The organism is Mycobacterium sp., assembly GCF_032159565.1.
Lineage (GTDB): Bacteria > Actinomycetota > Actinomycetes > Mycobacteriales > Mycobacteriaceae > Mycobacterium.
In genome coordinates this window covers 1-21,484 of the sequence record NZ_JAVHWR010000127.1, presented here as the reverse complement: position 1 = coordinate 21,484, position 21,484 = coordinate 1, and the positions used below count along the sequence as shown (strand labels likewise).

At 66.3% G+C, this 21,484-nt stretch carries 23 protein-coding genes and 3 pseudogenes; 17 read left to right on the top strand and 9 right to left on the bottom strand.

All coding sequences use genetic code 11. The features are described from left to right. The first annotated feature begins 4 nt into the window (after positions 1-4). Together QOC76_RS15990 and QOC76_RS15985 are read left to right on the top strand one after the other, a co-directional pair. Positions 5-1,018 (top strand): S1C family serine protease, encoded by a 1,014-nt coding sequence (locus tag QOC76_RS15990; protein ID WP_526358006.1) that lies wholly within the window; start codon positions 5-7, stop codon positions 1,016-1,018. A gap of 67 nt (positions 1,019-1,085) precedes the next feature. After that, positions 1,086-2,156, top strand: coding sequence for an NAD(P)H-dependent amine dehydrogenase family protein (locus QOC76_RS15985; protein WP_526358004.1), 1,071 nt, complete (start codon positions 1,086-1,088; stop codon positions 2,154-2,156). Here the strand turns inward: QOC76_RS15985 and QOC76_RS15980 are convergent. Next, positions 2,153-2,428, bottom strand: a complete 276-nt coding sequence (locus QOC76_RS15980; RefSeq protein ID WP_526358002.1) for a hypothetical protein — start codon at positions 2,426-2,428, stop codon at positions 2,153-2,155. The two genes, QOC76_RS15985 and QOC76_RS15980, sit on opposite strands and share 4 nt — an antisense overlap. Before the next feature lie 280 nt (positions 2,429-2,708). Between QOC76_RS15980 and QOC76_RS15975 the strand changes: the two genes are divergently transcribed. Then, positions 2,709-3,710 (top strand): SMP-30/gluconolactonase/LRE family protein, encoded by a 1,002-nt coding sequence (locus tag QOC76_RS15975; RefSeq protein ID WP_526358000.1) that lies wholly within the window; start codon positions 2,709-2,711, stop codon positions 3,708-3,710. 43 nt (positions 3,711-3,753) lie between these two features. Here the strand turns inward: QOC76_RS15975 and QOC76_RS15970 are convergent, their stop codons facing one another. The 3 genes from QOC76_RS15970 to QOC76_RS15960 form a co-directional block, all read right to left on the bottom strand. Continuing rightward, the gene (locus QOC76_RS15970; protein ID WP_526357998.1) at positions 3,754-3,975 is read right to left on the bottom strand and encodes a hypothetical protein; all 222 of its coding nucleotides are present in this window, start codon (positions 3,973-3,975) and stop codon (positions 3,754-3,756) included. Positions 3,976-4,084: 109 nt separating this feature from the next. Further along, positions 4,085-5,140: a non-homologous end-joining DNA ligase gene (gene ligD, locus QOC76_RS15965; protein ID WP_526357996.1), complete on the bottom strand. Its 1,056-nt coding sequence runs from the start codon at positions 5,138-5,140 to the stop codon at positions 4,085-4,087. A gap of 1 nt (position 5,141) precedes the next feature. Next, positions 5,142-6,194: an ATP-dependent DNA ligase gene (locus QOC76_RS15960; protein ID WP_526357994.1), complete on the bottom strand. Its 1,053-nt coding sequence runs from the start codon at positions 6,192-6,194 to the stop codon at positions 5,142-5,144. Between the two features lie 59 nt (positions 6,195-6,253). Here QOC76_RS15960 and QOC76_RS15955 point away from each other — a divergent pair, with 59 nt between their 5' ends. Together QOC76_RS15955 and QOC76_RS15950 are read left to right on the top strand one after the other, a co-directional pair. Then, the gene (locus QOC76_RS15955) at positions 6,254-7,342 is read left to right on the top strand and encodes an ATP-dependent DNA ligase (protein WP_526357992.1); all 1,089 of its coding nucleotides are present in this window, start codon (positions 6,254-6,256) and stop codon (positions 7,340-7,342) included. Between the two features lie 40 nt (positions 7,343-7,382). Beyond that, complete coding sequence (locus QOC76_RS15950; RefSeq protein WP_526357990.1) at positions 7,383-8,030, top strand: MBL fold metallo-hydrolase; 648 nt, start codon at positions 7,383-7,385, stop codon at positions 8,028-8,030. Here QOC76_RS15950 and QOC76_RS15945 read toward each other — a convergent pair. Further along, positions 8,021-9,025, bottom strand: a complete 1,005-nt coding sequence (locus tag QOC76_RS15945) for a phosphotransferase enzyme family protein (protein ID WP_526357988.1) — start codon at positions 9,023-9,025, stop codon at positions 8,021-8,023. The genes QOC76_RS15950 and QOC76_RS15945 overlap by 10 nt on opposite strands. Before the next feature lie 73 nt (positions 9,026-9,098). Here QOC76_RS15945 and QOC76_RS15940 point away from each other — a divergent pair, with 73 nt between their 5' ends. The 3 genes from QOC76_RS15940 to gluQRS are packed head-to-tail and all read left to right on the top strand — an operon-like array spanning position 9,099 to position 11,718. Then, positions 9,099-10,397 carry a class-III pyridoxal-phosphate-dependent aminotransferase gene (locus tag QOC76_RS15940; protein WP_526357986.1) on the top strand — a complete coding sequence of 433 codons (1,299 nt, stop codon included), beginning with the start codon at positions 9,099-9,101 and terminating at the stop codon, positions 10,395-10,397. Between the two features lie 30 nt (positions 10,398-10,427). Then, entirely contained in the window at positions 10,428-10,799 is a 372-nt protein-coding gene (locus tag QOC76_RS15935; RefSeq protein WP_526357984.1) for a hypothetical protein, read from the top strand. A gap of 34 nt (positions 10,800-10,833) precedes the next feature. Further along, positions 10,834-11,718, top strand: coding sequence for a tRNA glutamyl-Q(34) synthetase GluQRS (gene gluQRS / locus QOC76_RS15930; RefSeq protein WP_526357982.1), 885 nt, complete (start codon positions 10,834-10,836; stop codon positions 11,716-11,718). Here gluQRS and QOC76_RS15925 read toward each other — a convergent pair. After that, positions 11,711-13,033, bottom strand: coding sequence for an acetyl-CoA hydrolase/transferase family protein (locus QOC76_RS15925; protein WP_526357980.1), 1,323 nt, complete (start codon positions 13,031-13,033; stop codon positions 11,711-11,713). The two genes, gluQRS and QOC76_RS15925, sit on opposite strands and share 8 nt — an antisense overlap. Positions 13,034-13,141: 108 nt before the next feature. On the opposite strand from QOC76_RS15925, the gene QOC76_RS15920 reads away from it, so the two are divergent. The 5 genes and pseudogenes from QOC76_RS15920 (at position 13,142) to QOC76_RS15900 (ending at position 16,783) form a co-directional block, all read left to right on the top strand. Then, the gene (locus QOC76_RS15920; RefSeq protein ID WP_526358127.1) at positions 13,142-14,581 is read left to right on the top strand and encodes an ABC transporter permease subunit; all 1,440 of its coding nucleotides are present in this window, start codon (positions 13,142-13,144) and stop codon (positions 14,579-14,581) included. Next, positions 14,578-15,351 carry an amino acid ABC transporter ATP-binding protein gene (locus QOC76_RS15915; RefSeq protein WP_526357978.1) on the top strand — a complete coding sequence of 258 codons (774 nt, stop codon included), beginning with the start codon at positions 14,578-14,580 and terminating at the stop codon, positions 15,349-15,351. The genes QOC76_RS15920 and QOC76_RS15915 overlap by 4 nt, the downstream gene beginning before the upstream one ends. A gap of 274 nt (positions 15,352-15,625) precedes the next feature. Next, complete coding sequence (locus QOC76_RS15910) at positions 15,626-15,757, top strand: FAD-dependent oxidoreductase (RefSeq protein ID WP_526357976.1); 132 nt, start codon at positions 15,626-15,628, stop codon at positions 15,755-15,757. Continuing rightward, a complete protein-coding gene (locus QOC76_RS15905) occupies positions 15,754-16,134 on the top strand; it encodes a hypothetical protein (protein ID WP_526357974.1) in 381 nt (126 codons plus the stop codon). Before QOC76_RS15910 ends, QOC76_RS15905 begins: the two co-directional genes overlap by 4 nt. Further along, positions 16,110-16,783: pseudogene (locus tag QOC76_RS15900) on the top strand (flavin monoamine oxidase family protein). Before QOC76_RS15905 ends, QOC76_RS15900 begins: the two are co-directional and overlap by 25 nt. Here QOC76_RS15900 and QOC76_RS15895 read toward each other — a convergent pair. Further along, positions 16,784-17,443, bottom strand: coding sequence for an O-methyltransferase (locus QOC76_RS15895; RefSeq protein ID WP_526357972.1), 660 nt, complete (start codon positions 17,441-17,443; stop codon positions 16,784-16,786). It lies immediately after the preceding pseudogene. A gap of 28 nt (positions 17,444-17,471) precedes the next feature. Between QOC76_RS15895 and QOC76_RS15890 the strand changes: the two genes are divergently transcribed. Further along, complete coding sequence (locus QOC76_RS15890; RefSeq protein WP_526357970.1) at positions 17,472-17,756, top strand: hypothetical protein; 285 nt, start codon at positions 17,472-17,474, stop codon at positions 17,754-17,756. 80 nt (positions 17,757-17,836) lie between these two features. Here QOC76_RS15890 and tgt read toward each other — a convergent pair whose 3' ends face one another. Continuing rightward, positions 17,837-19,057 (bottom strand): tRNA guanosine(34) transglycosylase Tgt, encoded by a 1,221-nt coding sequence (tgt, locus tag QOC76_RS15885; protein ID WP_526357968.1) that lies wholly within the window; start codon positions 19,055-19,057, stop codon positions 17,837-17,839. Between the two features lie 132 nt (positions 19,058-19,189). Here tgt and QOC76_RS15880 point away from each other — a divergent pair, with 132 nt between their 5' ends. Further along, positions 19,190-19,651 carry a lipoprotein LpqH gene (locus QOC76_RS15880; protein WP_526357966.1) on the top strand — a complete coding sequence of 154 codons (462 nt, stop codon included), beginning with the start codon at positions 19,190-19,192 and terminating at the stop codon, positions 19,649-19,651. A 61-nt stretch (positions 19,652-19,712) separates the two neighbouring features. Here the strand turns inward: QOC76_RS15880 and QOC76_RS15875 are convergent. Beyond that, a pseudogene (locus QOC76_RS15875) lies at positions 19,713-20,039 on the bottom strand (DUF732 domain-containing protein). A gap of 44 nt (positions 20,040-20,083) precedes the next feature. On the opposite strand from QOC76_RS15875, the gene QOC76_RS15870 reads away from it, so the two are divergent. Further along, positions 20,084-20,752, top strand: coding sequence for a cutinase family protein (locus QOC76_RS15870; RefSeq protein ID WP_526357964.1), 669 nt, complete (start codon positions 20,084-20,086; stop codon positions 20,750-20,752). Between the two features lie 189 nt (positions 20,753-20,941). Then, a pseudogene (locus tag QOC76_RS15865) lies at positions 20,942-21,484 on the top strand (DUF4185 domain-containing protein); the annotation flags it as partial.

Sequence of the window (21,484 nt, the reverse complement as noted above, 5' to 3'; positions counted from 1 at the left end):
CCATATGGCCCGCTTGCACCCGTGTCGCTTGCTGATCGCGCTCGTCGCCGTGATGGCACTCGTCGCGCCGATCCGCCCGGCGATCGCTTCTGCGGACCCACTGGACACTGCGATCGCGGCTGTCGAGCCCGCCGTCGTCCAAATCGACACCACCATCGACTACCAACACGCGATCGGTGCGGGCACCGGCTTCCTGCTGAACCCCAACGGCGAGGTCCTGACCAACTTCCATGTGGTTCAGGGCGCAGACGTCATCACCGGACACAACGTCGGGACCGGCCAGTCCTTCGGAGCCGATCTCGTCGGCTACGACCGCGCGCACGACATCGCCCTTCTGCAGCTTCGCGGCGCATCCGGGTTGCCGGTAGCGCCGTTGGGCAACTCGTCGTCGATCGCCATCGGAGAGCCGGCCGTTGCGATCGGCAACGCCAACCCGGGCAGCCCGCCGACGCGTGAACCAGGCAGCATCACGCGGCTGGACCGCACGATCGACGCCAAGGACGCGCTCACCGGTAGCTCCGACCAACTGAACGGCCTGATCGAGGTTGCGGCGCCCGTTCGCGCGGGCGACTCCGGTGGACCACTCGTCAACGGCGCGGGGCAGGTGATCGGCGTTATCACCGCCGCGACCGTGAATTACCGGTTCGCGCCCGGCGGCAAGGGGTTCGCCATACCCATCAACCAGGCGCTGGGCATCGCCGACCAGATCCGTTCGCGCACAATGTCCGACACCGTGCACGTCGGTCCCCCGACGCTGCTCGGCGTCGGTGTTGCCGCGGGCGACCAGGATGCCGATGTGCCGGGCGTCGTCATTCGCGAGGCGCTGCGCGGCGGTCCCGCCGAGCAGGCCGGCCTCGTCAACGGCGATGTCCTCACCAGCGTCGGCGGCGTATCGCTTGACTCGGCCACGTCGCTGACCCAGGTGCTCGACAGGCACTACCCCGGCGATGTCGTCGACCTGACCTGGATCGACAAGAGCGGCCAGCAGCGCACCGGCAAGGCGACGCTGACTTCCTGACCGTAAACGTCAATTTTGTGGCCGAAAGGCACCGCAGGAACGGCGCCGCTATCCCTATGCTGAGCGAGTGCCAAACACCCCTCACCGGGTCGTCCAGTGGACGACGGGAAATGTCGGAAAGAGCTCTGTAGAAGCGATCGCCAAGAACCCCAACTACGAACTGATCGGGTGCTATGCCTGGTCGGAGGACAAGAACGGGGTCGACGTCGGCGAGCTGGTCGGAATCGAACCGCTCGGTGTCACAGCCACGAACGACGTGGACGCGCTGCTGGCATTGAAGCCCGACTGCGTCGTCTACAACCCGATGTGGATCGACGTCGACGAGCTCGTGCGCATCCTTTCGGCCGGGGTGAACGTCGTGACGTCCGCATCGTTCATCACCGGGCACAATCTCGGCGCCGGCCGCGACCGCATCGAGCAGGCCTGCAAAGAGGGCAATTCGACGATATTCGGATCGGGCGTCAGTCCCGGCTTCGCCGACCTGTTGGCCATCGTCGCGGCGTCGGCCTGCGACCGGGTCGACAAGGTGATCGTCGCCGAGTCCGCCGATACGACGCTGTACGACTCACCGGACACCGAGCGACCGGCGGGCTTCGGCGTTCCCATCGACGATCCCAACCTGGGCCCGATGGCCGCGCACGGCACGGCCGTATTCGAAGAGGCGGTGCGGCTGGTCGCCGAATCGCTCGGAGTCGAGCTGGACGAGGTGGTGTGCGAAACCGAGTACGCGCAGACCACCGAGGACCTCGAGATGGCGTCGTGGACCATCAAGGCCGGTCACGTTGCCGGTGTGTTCGCCAGCTGGCAGGGCCGGGTCGGCGGCAGGACCGTCGTGGACCTCAATGTGCGGTGGCGCAAGGGTCAGACGCTGGACCCGGACTGGAAGCTCGACGGCGACGGCTGGAAGATCACCGTCGAGGGTCGTCCCACCGTCAACATGCAGGTCGGCTTCCTGCCGCCGCCGGACATGATCGAGAACATGAAGTCGATCGAAGACCTCTTCGTCATCGGCCACATCATGACGGCGTTGCCACCGATCCACGCGATCCCTGCCGTCGTCGCCGCGGCACCCGGCATAGCGACCTACAACGATCTTCCGCTACCCCAGGCGCGCGGCGTCGTACCGACGAACGGCTAGATGCAGGCGCTGCCCTGGACGTATCCGAACGGGCCCTGCAGGCCGATGCAGGCGTCGACCGGATCCCAGTTCCTCGGGCCGTGATCGTCCCACCAGTAGTCGTCGTCGTGTCCGTGACCACGGCCCGGTCCGTTCTCCGAGATGTACTGCGGTCCGGCGATGGCCGGCGCGGCGGGTGCCGCATTCGCGGCCCCCGCACTCACGCCGACGGCTCCCAACGCCAACCCGGCGGTGAGAAAAGTTCCTGCGACAACTGTTTTCAGATTGATCACGCTAATCCCCTCGGCCTATTTCGAACGGTGCACGGCGCCGGATACCGTTTGGCGCGCCCCGTCGGCCAAAGAGGTTGTTACTGCACATCTTCCGGCGTCCGCGTATCACTATAACCATCGACGCGACAGCGCGCGACGGCAGGCCAGGGCTGACGCGCGCGTTGGTTTGCTCCGGATCGGCCCAGCCAAGCGTTCCGCATCGGAGTCGGCCTTTGAGGTCTCAGAACGAAGTAGCCGAATACCTATGCCGATGCCTCGTCACTGCGTAATTGTTACGGATATGCACGATCAGCTGGTCGGTTATATCGCGGGGCCGGTAAACGCTGAGGATCTCGTGGTTGCTCCCGGCGGTGAATGGGTGCTGACATCGGGTATGACCGGGCCGACCGCACCGCTCGGGCGGCTGTATGCGGTGAGCGTTACGAACGGCGCGTGCAATGAGATCTTCCCGTACCGCGCCACTTCCGCCCTGAACGCTCAGAGGTTCGTTGACCAGCCGGATCTCAATCCCTTGAAATTCAGGCCGCACGGCATCGACGTGACACTCCGGCCCGACGGGCGCACGGAACTGTACGTGGTCAACCACGGTGGCAACGAGTCGGTGGAGGTGTTCGACGTCGATCTCGACGCCCCTCGGCCGGCTCTGAAATGGATTGGCGGCGTGCGACTTCCGGGCAGCGCCGTCGGCAATGACGTGGCCGCCGTCGACGACGGCTTCGTTGTCAGCACCGCCGGCGACCCGGAAGGTCGCATCGAGGTGAGCGTCGAGTCGGCCATGGCGGGAGCCGATACGGGTGGTGTGCTGGAGTGGTCGCCGAAGCGGGGGTGGGTGACGCTGCCAGGCACTCGGATCAACACGGCCAACGGCGTCGCGGTGTCCTCGGACGGCGCGTGGGTGTACATCGGCGGCTGGAATTCGCGCTGCCTCAGAAAGGTGCGGCGCGGCAGCAGCGACCCGGAGCCGACCTCCGTGCAGGTCGACATGATGGTCGACAACCTGACCTGGGCGGCGTCGGGCCGGCTTCTCGCCGCGGGCACCTACGGCACCAGCATGCAGGAACTCCTCGAAGGCCATCTCAGCTCGAATCCCCGGCTGGGCATCCCGTCGCGGGTGCTCGCCGTCGACCCCAAGACACTCGCAACCGAACAGCTCATCGATTACGGTCCCGACACCTTCGGCGCGGCGACGACCGCGTTGCAGGTCGGCCGTGAGATCTGGGTGGGCACGGCACGCGACCAGGGCTTGGCCCGGTTCCGGTTCCCGACCGCTCAACGGCGCTGACGGGCTGACGAGTTGCGCCCCTGGAGCGCTTCCGCGAAGGCGCCTACGGCTTGCTGGAGAATGATCCCCACGCCCAGCCGGCCACCTGCGTATCAGGCGTCACCATCTGGCCGCCGCTTCGATTGCCGACCAGGGTGTCGCGCGCGAACGTACGAACCGCAGACGGTGCCGCCTGCGCCGAGGCCGCCGTCGCGAGCACTCCGAATGAGCCGAGCGCCGTCGCTGCGGCGAAGATAGCGACCGGCTTTCCGATGGTTGACGGCATGACGAATCCTGCGCGGTGCCTTACTGATGCGTGATGCTATGCCCGTAACGCGCCCCCAAATATCGGGTGTTTCCCTACGATTTCGAAGGATGCCGACAGGTTTCGCCCATCAACCGTCCTTGACCGGGTTCCCGTCCTCGTCCCAATTGGCCGCCACTTTCTTGCTGGGCTGCACGCGCGGCGGCTCCCCCGGCATCTTCGGGTAGCTCGGTGGATACGGCAGGTCGCCCAGACCGCGCTCCTCGTCGGCCTTGACCATCTCGAGCAGCGGCTCGATCGACTGCGCGACGGCGTCCAGGTCCGCCATCGCATCGCCCCGCTCCTTCACGAGGTCCGGCACGGTGGCGATGGTGTAGTCGTCGGGGTCGGCCTCGCGCAGTTCATCCCATGTCACCGGCATCGACACCGTCGCGATCGGCGTCTTGCGCACCGAGTACGCCGATGCGAACGTGCGGTCGCGCGCGTTCTGGTTGTAGTCGATGAATATCCGCCGGCCCCGCTCTTCCTTCCACCACGACGTCGTGACGGCGTCGGGGGCCCGCCGCTCCACCTCACGGGCCAGCGCGATACCGGCACGCCGAACCGCGATGAAGTCCCAGTCGGGCTTGATGCGCAGAAACACATGCACACCGCGACCGCCGGACGTCTTCGGGAAGCCGATCAGCCCCAGTTCGTCGAGCAAGGGCTTGAGCACGTCGACCGCGATCGCGCCGGCCTCCCTGAATCCGGTGCCCGGCTGCGGGTCGAGATCGATGCGCAGTTCGTCGGGATGTTCGGTGTCCGGGCAGCGCACCTGCCACGGGTGCAGGGTGATGGTGCCCATCTGCGCGGCCCACACGATCGCCGACGGGTGCGTCACCTTGAGCGCATCGGCCGTTCGGCCGGACGGGAAAGTGACGACGCAGGTCTCCAGATAGTCGGGGTGTTTCTGCGGCACCCGCTTCTGATAGATCTCCTCGCCGTCGATGCCGTCGGGGAACCGCTGCAGATGGGTGGGCCGGTCCCGCAGCGCGGTCAGCATCGGCCCGGTCGCGACGGCCAGGTAGTACTCGACCAGCTTGCGCTTGGTTCCGTCGCGGCCCAGCTTCGGGAAGTACACCTTGTCCGGGTTGGTGAAGCGAACCTTGACACCTTCTACATCGAGTTCTTCTGCAGGCGTTGCCATTTCAGGACTCCAACACGTCGTAGAGATCGTAGTTCACCGGCGCGTCGAGCTGGTCGAAAGTGCAGCTGTCCGGATCACGTTCGGGCCGCCAGCGGACGAACTTGACGGCATGCCGGAAGCGCTGCCCGTGCTCGGTATTGCCTTCCATCTGGTCGTAGGCGACCTCGCATACCTTTTCCGGCCGCACCGGGATCCAGCGCTTGTCGGCCGTTGAGTTCCATCGGCTGGGGTCGCCTTCGCGCATTCCGTCGCCTTCTCGCAGCGGTTCCAGATCTGCGAGCAGCTTCAACCGGTCCTTCGCGGTGAATGATGCCGCGCCACCGACCATCTGGAGTTCACCGTCGTCGCGGTAGAGCCCAAGCAGGATCGAACCGACACCCTCCCCGCTCTTGTGTATGCGGTAGCCGATGGCGACGCAATCGGCGTCGCGGGCGTGCTTGACCTTCACCATTTCGCGCTTGCCCGGCAGGTACGGGCCGTCGAGACGTTTAGCAATCACCCCGTCGAGGCCCGCGCCCTCGAACCTCGTCAGCCACTGCACGCCCAGCTCAGGGTCTTCGGTGGTGCGGGTGACGTGACACCACTGCATTTCCTTGACCGCGTGACACAGCGCTTCTCGTCGCGTCCGGAACGGCTGCTTGAGCAGCGACGCGTCACCGGTGGCCAGCGCGTCGAAGCCGATGAAATGCGCAGGGGTCTGCTCGGAAAGCATCTTGATGCGGCTGGCGGCCGGGTGGATGCGCTGACTGAGCGACTCCCAGTCGAGGCGGATGCGGCCACCGATCTCGCGCGGGACGACGATCTCACCGTCGAGCACGCAGCGCGGCGCCACTTCGTCGCGCAGTGCGTCGAGCAGCTCGGGGAAGTACCGGCCGAGGTCCTTGCCGTTGCGCGACTGCAGCACGACGTCGTCGCCGTCGCGGAACACCAGCGCCCGGAAGCCGTCCCATTTCGGTTCGTAGGACCACACCCCCGCCTCGACGGGCACCTTCGCCTGGGCCTTGGCGAGCATGGGATCGATCGGTGGCTGCACGGGGAGGTCCACACTTTCCATACTCCTGTAGACAGCCGACACCGGGCAATGTCATCGGGCAGCCGAGCGAGAATGGGCCGATGCGCCTGCCCGTCATGCCGCCGGTGTCGCCGATGCTGTCGAAATCGGTGCCGACGATCCCGCCCGACGCCTCCTATGAGCCCAAGTGGGACGGGTTTCGGTCGATTCTCTTCCGCGACGGTGACGAGGTGGAGCTGGGCAGCCGCAACGAGCGCCCGATGACCCGCTACTTCCCCGAGCTGGTGGAAGCCGCCGTCGCGGAGTTGCCCGACCGGTGCGTCATCGACGGCGAGATCGTCATCGCCGCCGGCGGCAGGCTGGATTTCGAGGCGCTTCAGCTCCGGCTGCATCCCGCCGCATCACGGGTGCGGCTGCTCGCCGGGCAGACACCGGCATCGTTCATCGCGTTCGATCTGCTCGCCCTCGGCGACGAGGACTACACGCAGCGCCCGTTCACCGAGCGCCGCGCCACCCTCGTCGATGCCTTGGCCGATGCCGAACACGCGAGGAGCAGGACAGGCTCGAGCCCGTCGATCCACGTCACTCCCGCCACCACCGACATGACGACGGCGCAGCGATGGTTCTCCGAGTTCGAGGGCGCGGGTCTAGACGGGATCGTCGCCAAGCCGCTGACCATCCCCTACCAGCCGGACAAACGCATCATGTTCAAGATCAAGCACCAGCGCACCGCCGACTGCGTCGTCGCGGGCTACCGGCTGCACAAGTCCGGTACGGACGCGATCGGCTCGCTGCTGCTCGGACTCTTCAAGGACGACGGCACACTCGCGTCCGTCGGCGTCATCGGCGCCTTTCCGATGGCGAAGCGACGGCAACTGCTCATCGAACTGCAGCCGCTCGTCACCACCTTCGAACAGCACCCCTGGAACTGGGCCGCCCATTTCGCCGGGGAACGCACCCCACGCAAGAACGAAGGTTCCCGCTGGAACGCGGGAAAGGATCTTTCGTTCGTGCCGCTGCGGCCCGAGCGGGTCGTCGAGGTCCGCTACGACCACATGGAAGGCGAAAGGTTCCGCCACACCGCACAATTCAACCGTTGGCGGCCCGACCGCCAAGCACGCTCATGCACCTATGCCCAACTCGATCGGCCGGTCACCTTCGCCCTCGACGATATCGTCCCCGGTTTGTGACGCTTGACCTCAACTTCGGTTCAGGTCGCAGGGTGGTCGTATGCAACAAGTTCTGAGTGATCTATGGCAGACCCGCACCGATTCACCGTTTCCGGGGCTGACCACTCACGCATTCCTGTGGACCGGCCGCAACACGCTGTTCTATTCCACCGCAACGGATGCCGACTTCACCGAACTCGATGAGCTCGGCGGCGTCTCCAACCAGTATCTTTCGCACCGCGACGAAGCCGGCCCGATGCTCGCAAAGATCGCCGGCCACTTCGACTCGTCCTTGCACGCGCCCGTCACCGAGCTGCTGGAGATCGGCCGGCACGCCCATGTCGACGTGCCGATCGGCAGCCGTCATATCGACGTCAACGGGATCGAGGTCATCCCGACGCCCGGCCACTCACCGGGCAGCACCTGCTATCTCGTGAACGGCGCCGAGGGCGGTTACCTGTTCACCGGCGACACCCTGGTGTTCGGCGATTACGGGAACTGGTGGGCCGGCTACATCCCCGGCATCGGCGACGCCGACGCGCTGGCCGCGAGCCTGCGGCTGCTGCGCAGTCTGACCCCGGATGTGGTGGTTTCCAGCGCCTTTCAGGGCGACTCGGCGGTGCACCGCATCCAGCCCGGATGCTGGAAGGACTGCGTCGATGAGGCGCTGGACGGTCTGGCGGCGGATTCGGCGGGTCGTTACGGGTAGACGGCGTCGCGCAGCCAGTCCCTGTCCTTCACATAGCGCTCGGCCAGCCGCGCCGTCCCGTCGGCGAAGCCTTCGGTGAACTCGATGGCGCTGTCGGCGTGGGCATGTGACGCCACCCATGCCGTCAGCTGCAGGCGTCGCAGCATCACGAACGAGGGGATCATGTCGAGATGCTCGACGGGCAGTTCCCGACTTTCGCGGTATCCCGCCAGCCATCCCGCGATCATCGCCTCGGCCGCGGGAGTGTCCTCGATGAACGACACCACGGCACCGAGATCGGCCAGATACCACGACCATCCGCAGTCGTCGAAGTCGATGACGGTGATGGGCCCTGCGGCCACGTCCGGATCGATCATCAGATTCGCCATTCGCAGATCAGCGTGTATTAAACCGAACCGGTCAGGCGTACAACCGAAGTCGGCCAATCTGCGTCGCAGCTCCGTCACAGCGCTTCCGGCCATCGCCTCCCCGGTTTCGGTCAGCCCCGGCGCATGCCGCCAGTTCCCCCATCGGCCGTCCGGGCCGATCATGGTGTCGGCATTCCAGGAGAAGCGGGTGAAGTAGTTCGGCGCCCTCCAGCCCTCGACGTGGTCGTGCATGGCGGCGGTGATTCGCCCGAGCTGGTCGAACCCGACCGCCTCAGGTCTTTCCTCCGCGGTGCAACCGGCGACGTAGGTCACGGCGTCTACGTTGAGCGGACGGTCGTTGCGGACGACGGTGACCACCTCACTGCCATCGCAGGCCGGGATCAGCTGCGGCGTCACCACATCGGTCTGCTCCCGTAGCGCGGCCATCCAGGCCAGCTCTGAACGGACTGCCTGCAGTGAGTGGTAGTCGGCACGGTGTACCCGCAGCACGACCGGGTCGACATCGTCGACCAGGTACGTGGCGTTCTCCGACAGGCTGAGCAGTCGCAGCGGCGCATCGGCATCGAGCCCGTAGAACGGCAACGCGCCGCGCGCGTACAGATCGTGATCGGGCGGCAGTCCTGACACTCCCACAGTGTGACCTACCGTCGCTTATGCAGCAGACTGGCATCAACCACCTGCGATGCCGGAGGCACTGGCCGTGAGCTTTTCGAACATCATGGACTCCAACAGCTATCGGGCCGGCGGCACGGACGACCCGTTGATCGCCGGCCGCGAGCGGCTGCTGGGACCCGCTTACCGGTTGTTCTACGACCAGCCGGTACACCTGGTGCGCGGGGAGGGCAGCCACCTGTTCGACGCCGACGGCGTCCGTTATCTGGACGCCTACAACAACGTGGCCAGCGTCGGGCACTGCCATCCGCACGTGGTCGCTGCGGTCTCCCGGCAGATGGCGACGCTGAACACGCACACCCGGTATCTGCACCGCGGCATCGTCGACTACTCCGAACGGCTGCTGGCCACCATGCCGGGCGACGTGGACCAGGTGATGTACGCCTGCACCGGGTCGGAGGTGAACGACCTGGCACTGCGGGTCGCCGAAATGCGCACCGGTGCAACGGGTGTCGTCATCGCCCGCGACGCCTATCACGGCAACACGGCTTCGACGACTGCGATCTCGCCATCGCTCGGCGGCGCCACCAGTGTCGGCGCGAACGTGCGTCTCGTCGACCCGCCCGACACCTACCGAGAGTCCGCCGATGAGCTGTCGGCACGCTTCACCGCGGACGTGGCACGCGCGGCGGACGACCTGATCGAGGCGGGCTACGGCGTCAGCTGCCTGATTGTCGACACCATCTTCTCGTCGGACGGAATCTATGCCGACACGTCCGTGCTGAGCCCCGCCGTGGACGAGGTGCGCGGCCGCGGCGGGGTGTTCATCGCCGACGAGGTGCAGCCGGGCTTCGCCCGCACGGGCACGTCGATGTGGGGCTTCGACCGGCACGGCCTGGTCCCCGACATCGTGACCACCGGCAAGCCGATGGGCAACGGCATTCCGATAGCAGCGATGGCGGCCAGGGCCGACGTGCTCGAACCGTTCGCGACGCGAGTGCCCTACTTCAACACCTTCGGCGGCAACCCGGTGTCGATCGCCGCGGCGTCGGCTGTCCTCGACGTCATCGAGCAGGAACATCTGATGGCCAATGCCGCGACGGTGGGCGACGCGCTGCGGGCCGGGCTGTCGGCCATCGACGACCCCCGGTTGGGCGACGTCCGCGGTGCGGGCCTTTACGTCGGCGTCGAGGTGGTCGCCGCGGGAGGCGAGGAACCCGACCGCGCGCAGGCCCGCCGGCTCGTCAACGCGCTTCGGGAGAAGCAGGTGCTGATCTCGGTGTGCGGGCACGACGGCAACGTCTTGAAGATTCGACCGCCACTGGTCTTCTCCATGGCCGACGTCGACTGGTTCTGCAGCGCCTTTACCAACGCACTCGCGGTTTAACCGGTATCAGGTGCGGGCACGCTTGCGGGCATGGCTGTGACTGCATTCCAAGATCTGCCGCTCGCCGATCGCGACCGCGAGTGGGACGGCGACGCGGCGGAGAAACGGGTCCGCAAGTGGGCCGGCGCCGATGACAAACCCAACGAGAAGTACCGGAACGCCCACGTCTGGTACGACAGCGACAAGAAGGACAACTTCACCGCCTACAAACTGCTGATCGCCGACGTGGTCGACGGCGAGCTGAAAGCCGTGCCCCGCGCGGTGATGGCCGCAGCCGCGGTCGTCGACGGCGCACGCGGCGGCATCAACATTCCGGCCGACGAAGTCGACCAGGTGAAAAACCACCTGGCCAAGTACTACAAGAAGATGGGCGAAACCCCGCCGTGGGAGCGTGAGCGATAACGCCGGCCTCGCGCGGGTCCGCTAAGTTGCGGGCGTGACCTCACCCGGCGCGGGCCGGTTCGCTCCCAGCCCGTCGGCCGACCTACACATCGGCAATCTGCGAACCGCCGTGCTCGCGTGGCTCTTCGCGCGTTCTACCGGCAGGCGGTTCCTGATGCGCGTCGACGACCTCGACGACCGAACCCATGCCGACATCGCCACCCGCCAGCTCGACGACCTCGCGGCGATCGGCCTGACGTGGGACGAGCCCGCCGAGTGGCAGACGCAGCATCCGCAACGCTACGACGATGCGGTCGACGCGCTGGCGATGCGGGGTTTGCTTTACGAATGCTATTGCAGCAGAAGGGATATCCAGCAGGCACCGAGAGCGCCGCACGCCCCGCAGGGCGCCTACCCCGGTATCTGCCGCGATCTCACCGACGCAGAGCGGGAAACCCGACGGCACGCCACCGGCCGCCCGCCCGCATTGCGCCTGCGGACCGACGTCGCCACCTACAGCGTCCACGACGTGCTGCACGGCGAATACACCGGGATCGTCGACGACTTCGTGGTCCGTCGCGGCGACGGGGTGGCCGCATACAACCTGGCGGTCGTCATCGACGACGCCGCACAGGGCGTCGACCAAGTGGTCCGCGGCGACGATCTGCTGGCTTCGTCGCCGCGCCAGGCCTACCTCGCGAACCTGCTCGGGTTGCCGGAGCCGACGTACGCGCACGTCGCGTTGGTGCTCAACGCGGACGGCGCGCGGCTGGCCAAGCGCGACGGCGCGGTGACGCTGGCCGAGATCGGCGTGCCTCGCGCACTCGAACAGATCGCGGCATCGCTGGGGTGGCAGACGACATCGCTGGACGAGATGCTGGCGCGCTTCGAGCCGGCCAGGCTGCCGCGCGAACCGTGGATCTACTCGCCGGCTACGTGACCGGCGAGCGTCCCTTCGCCGCCCGCTCCGCGGCAGCCAACAGGTCGTCGCGGAACTGCGGGTGCGCGATCGCCGCGAGCGTCTTGCCACGCTCCCGGACCGTCTTCCCCTCGAGTTCGGCCGCGCCGTACTCGGTGACGATCACGTCGACCTGATGCCGCGGCGTCATGATCACGGCACCGGGGCCGAACCATGGCACGATCCGCGACTGCAACACGCCGTCCTTTTCGAACGTCGAGGGTAGGCAGATCAGCGAGCGGTCGGACAGTTCGAGGCCGGCGCCTGCGACGAAATCCTCGGCGCCGCCGATCCCGCTGAACTGGCCGCCCGAGATGGTGTCGGCAACCACCTGGCCCTGAATGTCGACGGCGAGCGCACCGTTGATCGTGACCATCAAATTGTTGGCGGCGATCACCTCCGGCGAGTTGACGACCTCGACCGGCAGGAACGCCACCTCCTCGTTGCCGTCGAGCCATGAGTAGAGCTCCGGCGAACCGAATGCGAACGTCGTCACGCTGACGCCGTTGTACTGCCCTTTGGCCGCGTTGGTGACCTTGCCCGCGCTGTGCAGCCTCATGCAGCCGTCGGTGAACATCTCACTGTGCAGCCCGTAATCGCGACCGTCGCCTTCGGCCAGCAGCGTGGCGATCTGGCTGGGGATCGAGCCGATGCCGGTCTGCAACGTGGCGCCGGACGGCATGTAGTCGAGGGCGTGCCGCGCGATCGCCTTGTCGACGTCGGTGGGCGGCGCTTCCCCGCCGGGCAGCGCGAGCGGAGCGTCGGTCGAGCGCACCAGGACGTCGATCTCGTCGACGTGCAGGGCGTGCCGATGCTGGTCGCCGAGCCCGAACGTCCGGGGGTAGGCCTCGGACACCTCGACGACCAGTAGCCGTTGCGGGTCGTCACCTGCGCGGTGCAGTTCGCCGATCGTGCCGCCTGCGTGCAACGACAGGGAGCACCAGCCGTCGGCGTCCGGCGGGGTAGCGACCGTCGTCATCACTCGCGGGGACTGGGCCTCCAGCAGCGGACCGAATCGTCGGAAGTCGGCCGGGGTGAATTCGATGTCGCCGCCCATGTCGCGCAGGGCCCGCTCGAGCGGACCGTAGAAGCCCGACACGTAGTGCACGCCCGGCCGCGAGAACAGTTCGGTGCCGACCGCCAGCAGCGCACCGTAGACGCGAAGGTCGGTCCAGTCCTCCCGTTCGCCGAGCGCACGCAGGAACGCGGGCCGCTGGCCGGGACCGAGCGGCATACCCAACGTGTCATCGGTGTCGAGACGCGCCGCGGCCTGCTCGGCGGACAGTTCCTCTGGCATCGAGCCGGATCATATATAGCGTCGCGTTTGAGCAGAACCCTTGGTGAACCTGCAGCGACTTGTTAGCGTCCGCCGGTGCGCTTCGTCAGAAAACCCGTGCTGGCCCTGATGCTGCTGGTCGCCGTCTTGGCGCTCGCAGCGTGCGGCGGCTCGTCCGGCGAGAACCAGGTCAAATCCTCGGGTGTGCTCAGGGTCGGCACCGAAGGGGTCTACTCCCCGTTCAGCTACCACGACGCCGCCACCGGCGAACTCGTCGGCTACGACGTCGACGTCGCGAAGGCGGTAGCGGACAAACTCGGCGTGAAAGTCGAATTCGTGGAGACGCCGTGGGATTCGATGTTCGCGGCCCTGGAGGCGAACCGCTTCGACGTCGTCGCCAACGAGGTGACGATCAACGACGAACGCAAGGCGAAATACGACCTCTCCGAACCGTATTCGGTCGGCGAGGGCGTCATCGTCACCCGCGCCGACGACAATTCGATCAAGTCGCTCGCCGACCTGAAGGGCAAGGTGGCCGCCGAGAACGCGACCAGCAACTGGTCGGAGATCGCGCGTAAAGCCGGCGCCCGAGTGGAAGCCGTCGAGGGTTTCACCCAGGCCATCAAGCTGCTCAACCAGGGCCGGGTGGACGTCGTCGTCAACGACAGCATCGCGGTGTACGCGTATCTGGCCGAGACCGATGACAAGACCGTGAAGATCGCCGGGAACGTCGGCGAGAAGAGCGAACAGGGCTTCGCCGCCCGTAAGAACAGTGGGCTGCTGCCCGATCTCAACAAGGCCATCGATGAACTGCGCAACGACGGGACGCTCGCCGAGATCTCGCAGAAGTACTTGAAGACCAACGCCTCCGGCGCGCCCGCCGCCTCCGGGGCGCAGGCCGAACCGCGATCGACCTGGCGGCTGATCCTCCACAGCCTCGGGCCACTGGCCAAGGCCGCGATCACCAAGACGATCCCGCTGACGATCATCAGTTTCGTCATCGGGCTGGTGATCGCGCTCGTGGTCGCGCTGGCCCGGCTGTCGTCGAATGTGGTCGTCAGCAACATCGCCCGCTTCTACATATCGGTGATCCGGGGCACGCCGCTGCTCGTTCAGTTGTTCATCGTGTTCTTCGCACTGCCGGAGCTCGGGGTCAGAATCGATCCCTTCCCCGCGGCGGTCATCGCGTTCTCGCTCAACGTCGGCGGCTACGCCGCGGAGATTATTCGCGGCGCTATCCAAAGCATTCCCAAGGGACAGTGGGAGGCCGCCGAGACGATCGGCCTGGACTACGTCGACTCGCTGAGGCGCATCATCCTGCCGCAGGCCACCAGGGTCGCCGTGCCGCCGCTGTCGAACACGCTGATCTCGCTGGTGAAGGACACGTCGCTGGCATCGACGATTCTGGTCACCGAGTTGCTGCGGCAAGCACAGATCATCGCGGCGCCGACCTTCGAGTTCTTCGCTCTGTACGGCACCGCCGCGGTTTACTACTGGGTCATCTGCCTGGTGCTCTCGTTCGGTCAGAGCCGTCTTGAACGTCGGCTGGAAAGGTATGTGGCGCGATGACGGAGCCTCGTGAGAACAGGATCGTCGCCGAGGATGTGCAGAAGGCCTTCGGCGACAACCAAGTGCTGAAAGGGGTCTCGTTCACCGTCGCGCGCGGATCGGCGACGGCGATCATCGGCCCGTCGGGTTCTGGCAAGACGACGCTGCTGCGCGCGCTCAACGCACTTGACGTGCCGGATGCCGGAGTCATCAGCGTCGGTGGAGAGGACGGGGTCGAGATCGACTTCTCCAAGCCGGTCGCCAAGGACCGGCTGCAGCGGTACCGGGCGCAAAGCGGCTTTGTGTTCCAGTCCCACAATCTGTTTCCGCACAAGACGGTCCTGGAGAACGTCATCGAGGGACCGGTGATCGCGCAGAAGCGGCCGAAGGACCAGGCGGTGGCCGAGGCTGTCGAACTGCTGCAACAAGTGGGGCTGGCCGAGAAGCGGGACCAGTACCCGTTCCAGCTGTCCGGTGGCCAGCAGCAGAGGGTCGGCATCGCGCGGGCGTTGGCGCTCAAGCCCAAGGTGGTGTTGTTCGACGAGCCGACCTCGGCGCTGGACCCGGAGTTGGTCGGCGAAGTACTGTCGGTCATCAGGGACCTCGCCGTCGAGGGCTGGACCTTGGTCATCGTCACCCACGAAATCCAGTTCGCCAGGCAGGTTTCCGACCAGGTGCTGTTCACCGACGGAGGGGTCATCCTCGAGAAGGGGCCGCCCGCCGAGGTGATCGGCGATCCGAAAGAGGAGCGGACGCGCCAGTTCCTCGACCGAATCCTCAACCCGTTGTAAGAGCCGCAACCTTCCCGCTCCGGCGCTACCTCCCACTCCGCGACCGTGCGTGTCTGTTGCACGACACGCGTAAAAGCGTGGCATTCTGCGCGCGCTCGGCGCCGGCCACTGCGGGCATGCGCAATCTACGGTAAGGACCTCGGCGTGTCGGCTTCAGACACGTTCCTCAGCTTGAAGCGCGAGTACCCCCGGCTGGCGGGAGAGCTCAGGCCACGATGGTGCAACCGACCAACTGGGACGCCGACGTCATCATCGTCGGGCAGGCATATCCGGCATGGTCGCAGCCCGGCGAGTGCTCGAGGCCGGGCTCACGCCCCTGGTGTTGGAGGCCGACGAGCGCGTGGGCGGGCGGATTCTGACCGAGGAGGTCATCGCCGGGGTGCCCGTCGAACTCGGCGCGCAATGATCGGCGACACCCATGAACGGATGTTCCGATTGGCCGCCGAACTGGGCGTGCAGACCTATCCCCAGTACGACCAGGGCGAAACGTCATACGAGCTGGCCGGCTCCGGGGTGTTGCGGGAGAACGAGTTTCACGCGCGGTTCGCCTCCGAGCGCAAGGAACTGGAGTTGGTGTTGCGCCGCCTCGACGTGTTGGCCGCCGAGGTGTCGTTCCTGCATCTGCTGTTCACCATTCAAACGTGCGGGGTGACGTCGGACCTCTTCGCGGAGTCCGAAGGCGGCGCCCAGACCACCCGGTTCGTCGGCGGCACGAGCGAATCCCGAAGCGGCTGGCTGCGCTCATCGAAGACCACATCGTGCTCGAAACGCCTGTGCTGCTGATCAAACACGCCGCCGACGGCGTCACCGTGCACTGCCGCGGCGGCCGGGTCGCTCGTGGCCGCCGGGCCATCGTCGCGATCTCACCGACGCTGGCGGCCCGGATCGTTTACGACCCACCACTTTCCGGCGTCCGTGACCAGCTGACGCAGCGGCTGCCGAACGGGTCCGCGATGAAGGCGTCTTCGTCTACGACGAACCCTTCTGGCGCGCAGACGGATTCAACGGTCAGCTCATCTCCGATGTCGGCCCGGCGCGAATGTCCAACGACACCTGCATTCCCGGCGACGATCACGGCGTCATCCTGTTGTTCCTCGAGGGCGACGAGGCCCGCACTGTGGGCCGGCTGCCCCAGCCGGAGCGCCGGGCGGCGCTGACCGCTGAACTCGTACGCCATTACGGCCAGAAAGCCTCGCGCCCAGAGTTTTACGTCGACGGGGAGTGGTCCGATCGGCAGTGGACGCGTGGCTGCTACAACGCCAACCACGGGCCGCACGTGTGGGCCAAGTACGGGCCTGCGCTCACCGCGCCGATCGACACCATCCACTGGGCGTCCACCGACACCGCCAGGTATTGGAGCGCCTACATGGAGGGCGCGGTCGACGCGGGCGAGCGCGCGGCGCAAGAGGTCATCGACGAACTGGTCACGTGATCACGCCCGGCAGGAGATCTCCATGGTGTCGGAATCCCGCACCGGGAAGTTCACGCTGACGTAGCCGTTGGCGGGATCGCGCATGTAGTCGAGATAGGGCTCCAGGCCCGGCATGCTGGTGTTGTCGGCGACGACGAGTGCCCCGGGCGACAGCCGGGGCTCGAGCACCTTGAGCACCTGCATATAGAGGTCCTTCCATCCGTCGAGCAGGACGAACTGCACCGGACCCTCGGTCGACGCGAGGGTATCCAGCGCATCGCCGTGCAGCACCGTGATCACGTCGTCCAATCCCGCGTCGGCGAAGTTGCGGGTGGCCACGGCGACCTTGTCGGCGCTCAGTTCGGTGGTCACCACCCGCCCTTCGCCGTTGTCGCGTACTGCCGACGCCAGGTGAATCGCGGATATGCCCAGCGACATGCCGAACTCCACCACGGTCGTCGGACGCGACGCCCGAACCAGCGTGTAGAGGAGACGGCCCGCCTCGGGAGTGACCGGTAGGTAGAACTCGCTCAGCGCGTCGGCGCGGTCCTGCGCACTGGACTCGGCAGGCACCGCGTGCTGGCCGAACAGCTCGCCCAGCATCGGCATCTGCGCGTCCGCCTCGGCGAACATCCGGTCGAGGGTGCTCGCGACTCGCGCATCAAGCAAGGTGGAAGTCATACCCACGAAGGTAGTCCACACTGTTGACATGCCCGTTTTGCATATCGAGCATGAGATCAGCGAACTGGCGGTCTGGCTCGATGCGTTCAACAAGATGGCGCCCGCCCGCGAAGCGGCGGGTGTCATACGCACCGAGGTGTACCGGCCGAGCGACGACCCGAATTACGTCGTGATCAATCTCAGTTTCGGGAATCTCGATGCGGCAACGACGTTCCGTGAATTCCTGATCAACCAGATCTGGGCATCGCCGAATTCGGCGCCGGCTTTGGTGGGCCCTCCGACTGCGCGGGTCTTGGAGGAAGTGCAGCTCTAGACGGGTGCCCCGCCGGGCGCCGAGATCGACGTTTTGGCGCGCCTTACTCGCACTTTTTCGCCCATTTGTGAGTTTGGGCGTCACTGGTAGTAGCGACCCAGCACAGCGCTGCGCAGTTCATCGAACTCACCCGCTTTGATGGCCGTGCGGATCCGGTCGACGAGCCTGACGATGAACCGCTCGTTGTGGATCGTGCACAGGGTCGCGGCCAGGATTTCCTTGGCCTTGAACAGGTGATGGATGTAGGCGCGGGTGTAGTGCGCGCATGTATAGCAGTCGCAGTCGGCGTCGATGGGTGTGAAGTCGCGGCGGTAGCGGGCGCCGGTGATGTTGTAGCGGCCGGTCGCGGAGTACACCGCGGCGTTGCGCGCGACGCGCGACGGTGACACGCAGTCGAACGTGTCGGCGCCGGCTTCGACCGCATGGAACAGGTCGTCGGGCTCGCTGATCCCCAGCAGATGGCGCGGCTTGTCTGCGGGCAGCTCGCTGCTGACCCAGCCGACGATCGTGGCGAGGTTCTGCTTCTCCAGCGCACCGCCGATGCCGTAGCCGTCGAAGCCACGGCCCTCGTCGTCGACGATGGACACCAGCCCGCGCGTCGCTTCTCGCCGCAGATCTTCGTACTGCGCGCCCTGCACCACGCCGAAGAGCGCCTGCGGGTGGCGATCCGGGTGAGCCGCGGTCATCCTGCGGTGTTCGGCGAGGCAGCGCACCGCCCATCGGTGCGTGCGCTGCACGGATTCCTCCTGGTAGCCGCGGGTGTTCACCAGGGTGGTCAGCTCGTCGAACGCGAAGATGATGTCGGCGCCGATCTGGTGCTGGATCCGGATCGACACCTCGGGGGTGAACCTGTGAGTCGATCCGTCAAGGTGCGACGTGAAGGTCACGCCGTCGTCGTCGACGCGGGCCAGCCGCTCCTTGCCTTCGGCGATGACGTCGTCGGCCTGCACCCGCTCGGTGTCCATCGCGAGTACCTTGCGGAAGCCGGCGCCCAGCGACAGCACCTGGAAGCCGCCGCTGTCGGTGAATGTCGGACCGGGCCAGTTCATGAATGTGCCCAGTCCCCCTGCCTCATCGATGATCTCGGCACCGGGTTGCAGATACAGGTGGTAGGCGTTGGCCAGAAGAGCTTGTGCGCCAAGCTCTTTCATCGCCTCGGGAAGGACGGCCTTCACCGTGGCCTGCGTGCCGACGGCGATGAACGCGGGAGTGTGGATGTCGCCGTGCGGTGTTCGGATGACACCGGCACGCCCCAACCGCCCCGGAATTTCCGCTTCGACGCTGAAAGACGGCTCCGCCACGACGTGTATTCAATCAGCAGGCGGTCACGAGGCAAATTCCTTGTAATCCCGAGACCGCAGGTGGGCAGCCCCCATACTCTGTGGGACGGTCCGCCGATCTTGACGGTCCGCGACAACTAAAGGAGAACAGTGGTGAAACGTGGTTTCGTGGTCGCGATAGGCGGCGCGGCGATTGTCATCGCCGGACTATCCGGCTGTTCATCGGACAAGAAGTCGTCGACCAGCGGAGATACGTCATCGGCTGCTTCAGCGGAGGGCAAGAGCACCGTAACGATCGACGGTAAAGACCAGTCCGTTCAGGGCACAGTCGTCTGCAGCACGATGGGCGAGAACGTCAACATCGCGATCGGCGACGCCACGACCGGTATCGGCGCAGTCGTCAGCTCGGGCGACAGCCCGACCGTCCACTCGGTCGGCCTCGGCAACGTCAACGGCGTTACGCTGGGCTTCCAGGAGAATGCCGGCCAAGGTGACGCCAAGGCCGAGAAGGACGGCAGCACCTACAAGATCTCCGGCAACGCGATCGGCATGGACATGGCCAACCCGATGCAGCCAGTGAACAAGCCCTTCGAGATCGAGGTCAGCTGCCCGTAATCAGCTAGCTTTTAGGTTCGCACGGCGGCGGCGTCCCTGGGGCGCCGCCGTTTTCGGCGTTTCAGGCAGGCACGGTGTAGCCGGCCGCCGATTGCCGCAGTTGCCAGATCTGCGCCGGGCACAATTCGTTGACGGCCTGATTGATCCAATAGGCGTCTTGGTAGTAGTCCATGGTGTCGAAGTCGCGTTTCACCTCGTCGACGAGTTGCGTGTAGGCCCTCTTCGCGCCCACCCGGTCGCAGACGCTCTACCCGTAGCCGAGCGCGGCGGCAACATTCGTGAAGTTGTACCCGGGACGGACCGTCACGTTAACGAGGTAGGCCACCTGGTCGGCGTGCGCCGACGGCGCACCGGCAAGTGCGACGAAAGACAGCACCGCTGCAGCCAGAGTTCGATGATGGGCGTCCTGCAGCGTGTGTCAGAGTGGCAAGAGTGAGCCCACGCCAACTGACCCGGATGCTTGGTGTTGCGGCGGTGATGACCGGGGCGCTGCCCGCCATACCTTTCCCATCCGCGGCCGCCGACCCGTGTCCCGATGTCGAGGTGGTATTCGCCCGCGGCACATTCGAACCTCCTGGTCTCGGTGGGATCGGGCAGTCGTTCGTCGATGCGTTTCGCTCGCAGGCGGCCGGTAAGTCGGTATCGGTCTATCCGGTCAACTACCCCGCCAGTACCGACTTCCCCACCGCCGTCCAGGGCATCAGGGATGCGGCCAATCGCATCGAGTCAACGGCGGCGGGCTGTCCCGACACGAAGATCGTCCTTGGCGGGTTCTCCCAGGGCGCGGCCGTAGCCGGCTTCGTCACCTCAGAGGCCGTGCCGAGCGGAGCGGATGCGTCGGAGGTGCCCGATCCGATGCCGCCCGAGGTTGCCGACCACGTTGCCGCGGTCGTGCTCCTCGGGAAGCCGTCGCCGAAGTTCATGGAGCTCATCGGGACCCCGCCGGTTGAGATCGGCGACCTCTATGCGGCCAAGACGATCGACCTGTGTATCGCCGACGACCCGATCTGCTCGGGCACCGGCGACGGCGCCAACCACAGCCTCTACAACAAGAACGGAATGACCGACCGCGCAGCGGCTTTCGCGGCGAGCAAGCTCTAGCTGAATTACATCCATGTAAGACGCGAAGGGGTGCCCGTGACCGCGTGCGGAGCCTCCCAGGGTTTCGACACGGTCACGGAAACATACCTTTCAGCACATCACTGATCCCTATAGCCCCAACAATCACTATCGTCACATCAGCTAGCGCGGGACGTCAACTGCGACGTTCTGCTCCTTGAAAGGTGTGACATGTCGCCGTTTGCTCGAATCGCATCGATACCGGTGGCGTCGGCGGCCGCTGTCGGCCTCGTGTTCGGGATCGTCGTCGCACCACCGGCCTCTGCGGAGCCGTGCACAGGAGCTGCAGCGGAGGCCCAACCTCCCTCGGCGCCGAACGCCGCGGCGACTCCAGAGGTGCCGGGAGTCAGCGGCCCGCCGATCGGGCATCGACCCTCCAAGGCCAACGACAGCGCGCCGCTGCCCAACCTGGGCCGGCTGTCACGATCTATCCTCAATTCGTTCGTGCCCCAGAAGCAACGGGTCCAACAGCAGGCGGGAGTGGCGCCGCCGCCGGCACCTCAGCCGGTTCCTGACGCGGCGGCAATCGCTGCGCCCGCGCCGGCACCCGCGCCGCCCGCTCCCGCGCCCGGCCCGCCGCCGGGAACGTCGCTCGTCGGCTGGGTGACCGGACCACAGAGCCCCAACGACACCATCAAGCGTTTCGCGATCACCGGGACCGACCTCGGAATCATGTGGGACAACGGCGATCCCGGGAACAACCAGGTGCTGATG

Bases quoted from the DNA above. Each gene is read 5' to 3' on its own strand.
- QOC76_RS15935 (WP_526357984.1), top strand. From the start codon at position 10,428: ATGGCTGTGACTGCATTCCAAGATCTGCCGCTCGCCGATCGCGACCGC.
- QOC76_RS15960 (WP_526357994.1), bottom strand. From the start codon at position 6,194: ATGGAAAGTGTGGACCTCCCCGTGCAGCCACCGATCGATCCCATGCTC.
- QOC76_RS15955 (WP_526357992.1), top strand. From the start codon at position 6,254: ATGCGCCTGCCCGTCATGCCGCCGGTGTCGCCGATGCTGTCGAAATCG.
- QOC76_RS15990 (WP_526358006.1), top strand. From the start codon at position 5: ATGGCCCGCTTGCACCCGTGTCGCTTGCTGATCGCGCTCGTCGCCGTG.
- QOC76_RS15905 (WP_526357974.1), top strand. From the start codon at position 15,754: ATGATCGGCGACACCCATGAACGGATGTTCCGATTGGCCGCCGAACTG.
- QOC76_RS15895 (WP_526357972.1), bottom strand. From the start codon at position 17,443: ATGACTTCCACCTTGCTTGATGCGCGAGTCGCGAGCACCCTCGACCGG.
- QOC76_RS15915 (WP_526357978.1), top strand. From the start codon at position 14,578: ATGACGGAGCCTCGTGAGAACAGGATCGTCGCCGAGGATGTGCAGAAG.
- QOC76_RS15890 (WP_526357970.1), top strand. From the start codon at position 17,472: ATGCCCGTTTTGCATATCGAGCATGAGATCAGCGAACTGGCGGTCTGG.
- QOC76_RS15910 (WP_526357976.1), top strand. From the start codon at position 15,626: ATGGTCGCAGCCCGGCGAGTGCTCGAGGCCGGGCTCACGCCCCTGGTG.
- QOC76_RS15950 (WP_526357990.1), top strand. From the start codon at position 7,383: ATGCAACAAGTTCTGAGTGATCTATGGCAGACCCGCACCGATTCACCG.
- QOC76_RS15975 (WP_526358000.1), top strand. From the start codon at position 2,709: ATGCACGATCAGCTGGTCGGTTATATCGCGGGGCCGGTAAACGCTGAG.
- QOC76_RS15920 (WP_526358127.1), top strand. From the start codon at position 13,142: ATGCTGCTGGTCGCCGTCTTGGCGCTCGCAGCGTGCGGCGGCTCGTCC.
- QOC76_RS15925 (WP_526357980.1), bottom strand. From the start codon at position 13,033: ATGCCAGAGGAACTGTCCGCCGAGCAGGCCGCGGCGCGTCTCGACACC.
- QOC76_RS15970 (WP_526357998.1), bottom strand. From the start codon at position 3,975: ATGCCGTCAACCATCGGAAAGCCGGTCGCTATCTTCGCCGCAGCGACG.
- ligD (WP_526357996.1), bottom strand. From the start codon at position 5,140: ATGGCAACGCCTGCAGAAGAACTCGATGTAGAAGGTGTCAAGGTTCGC.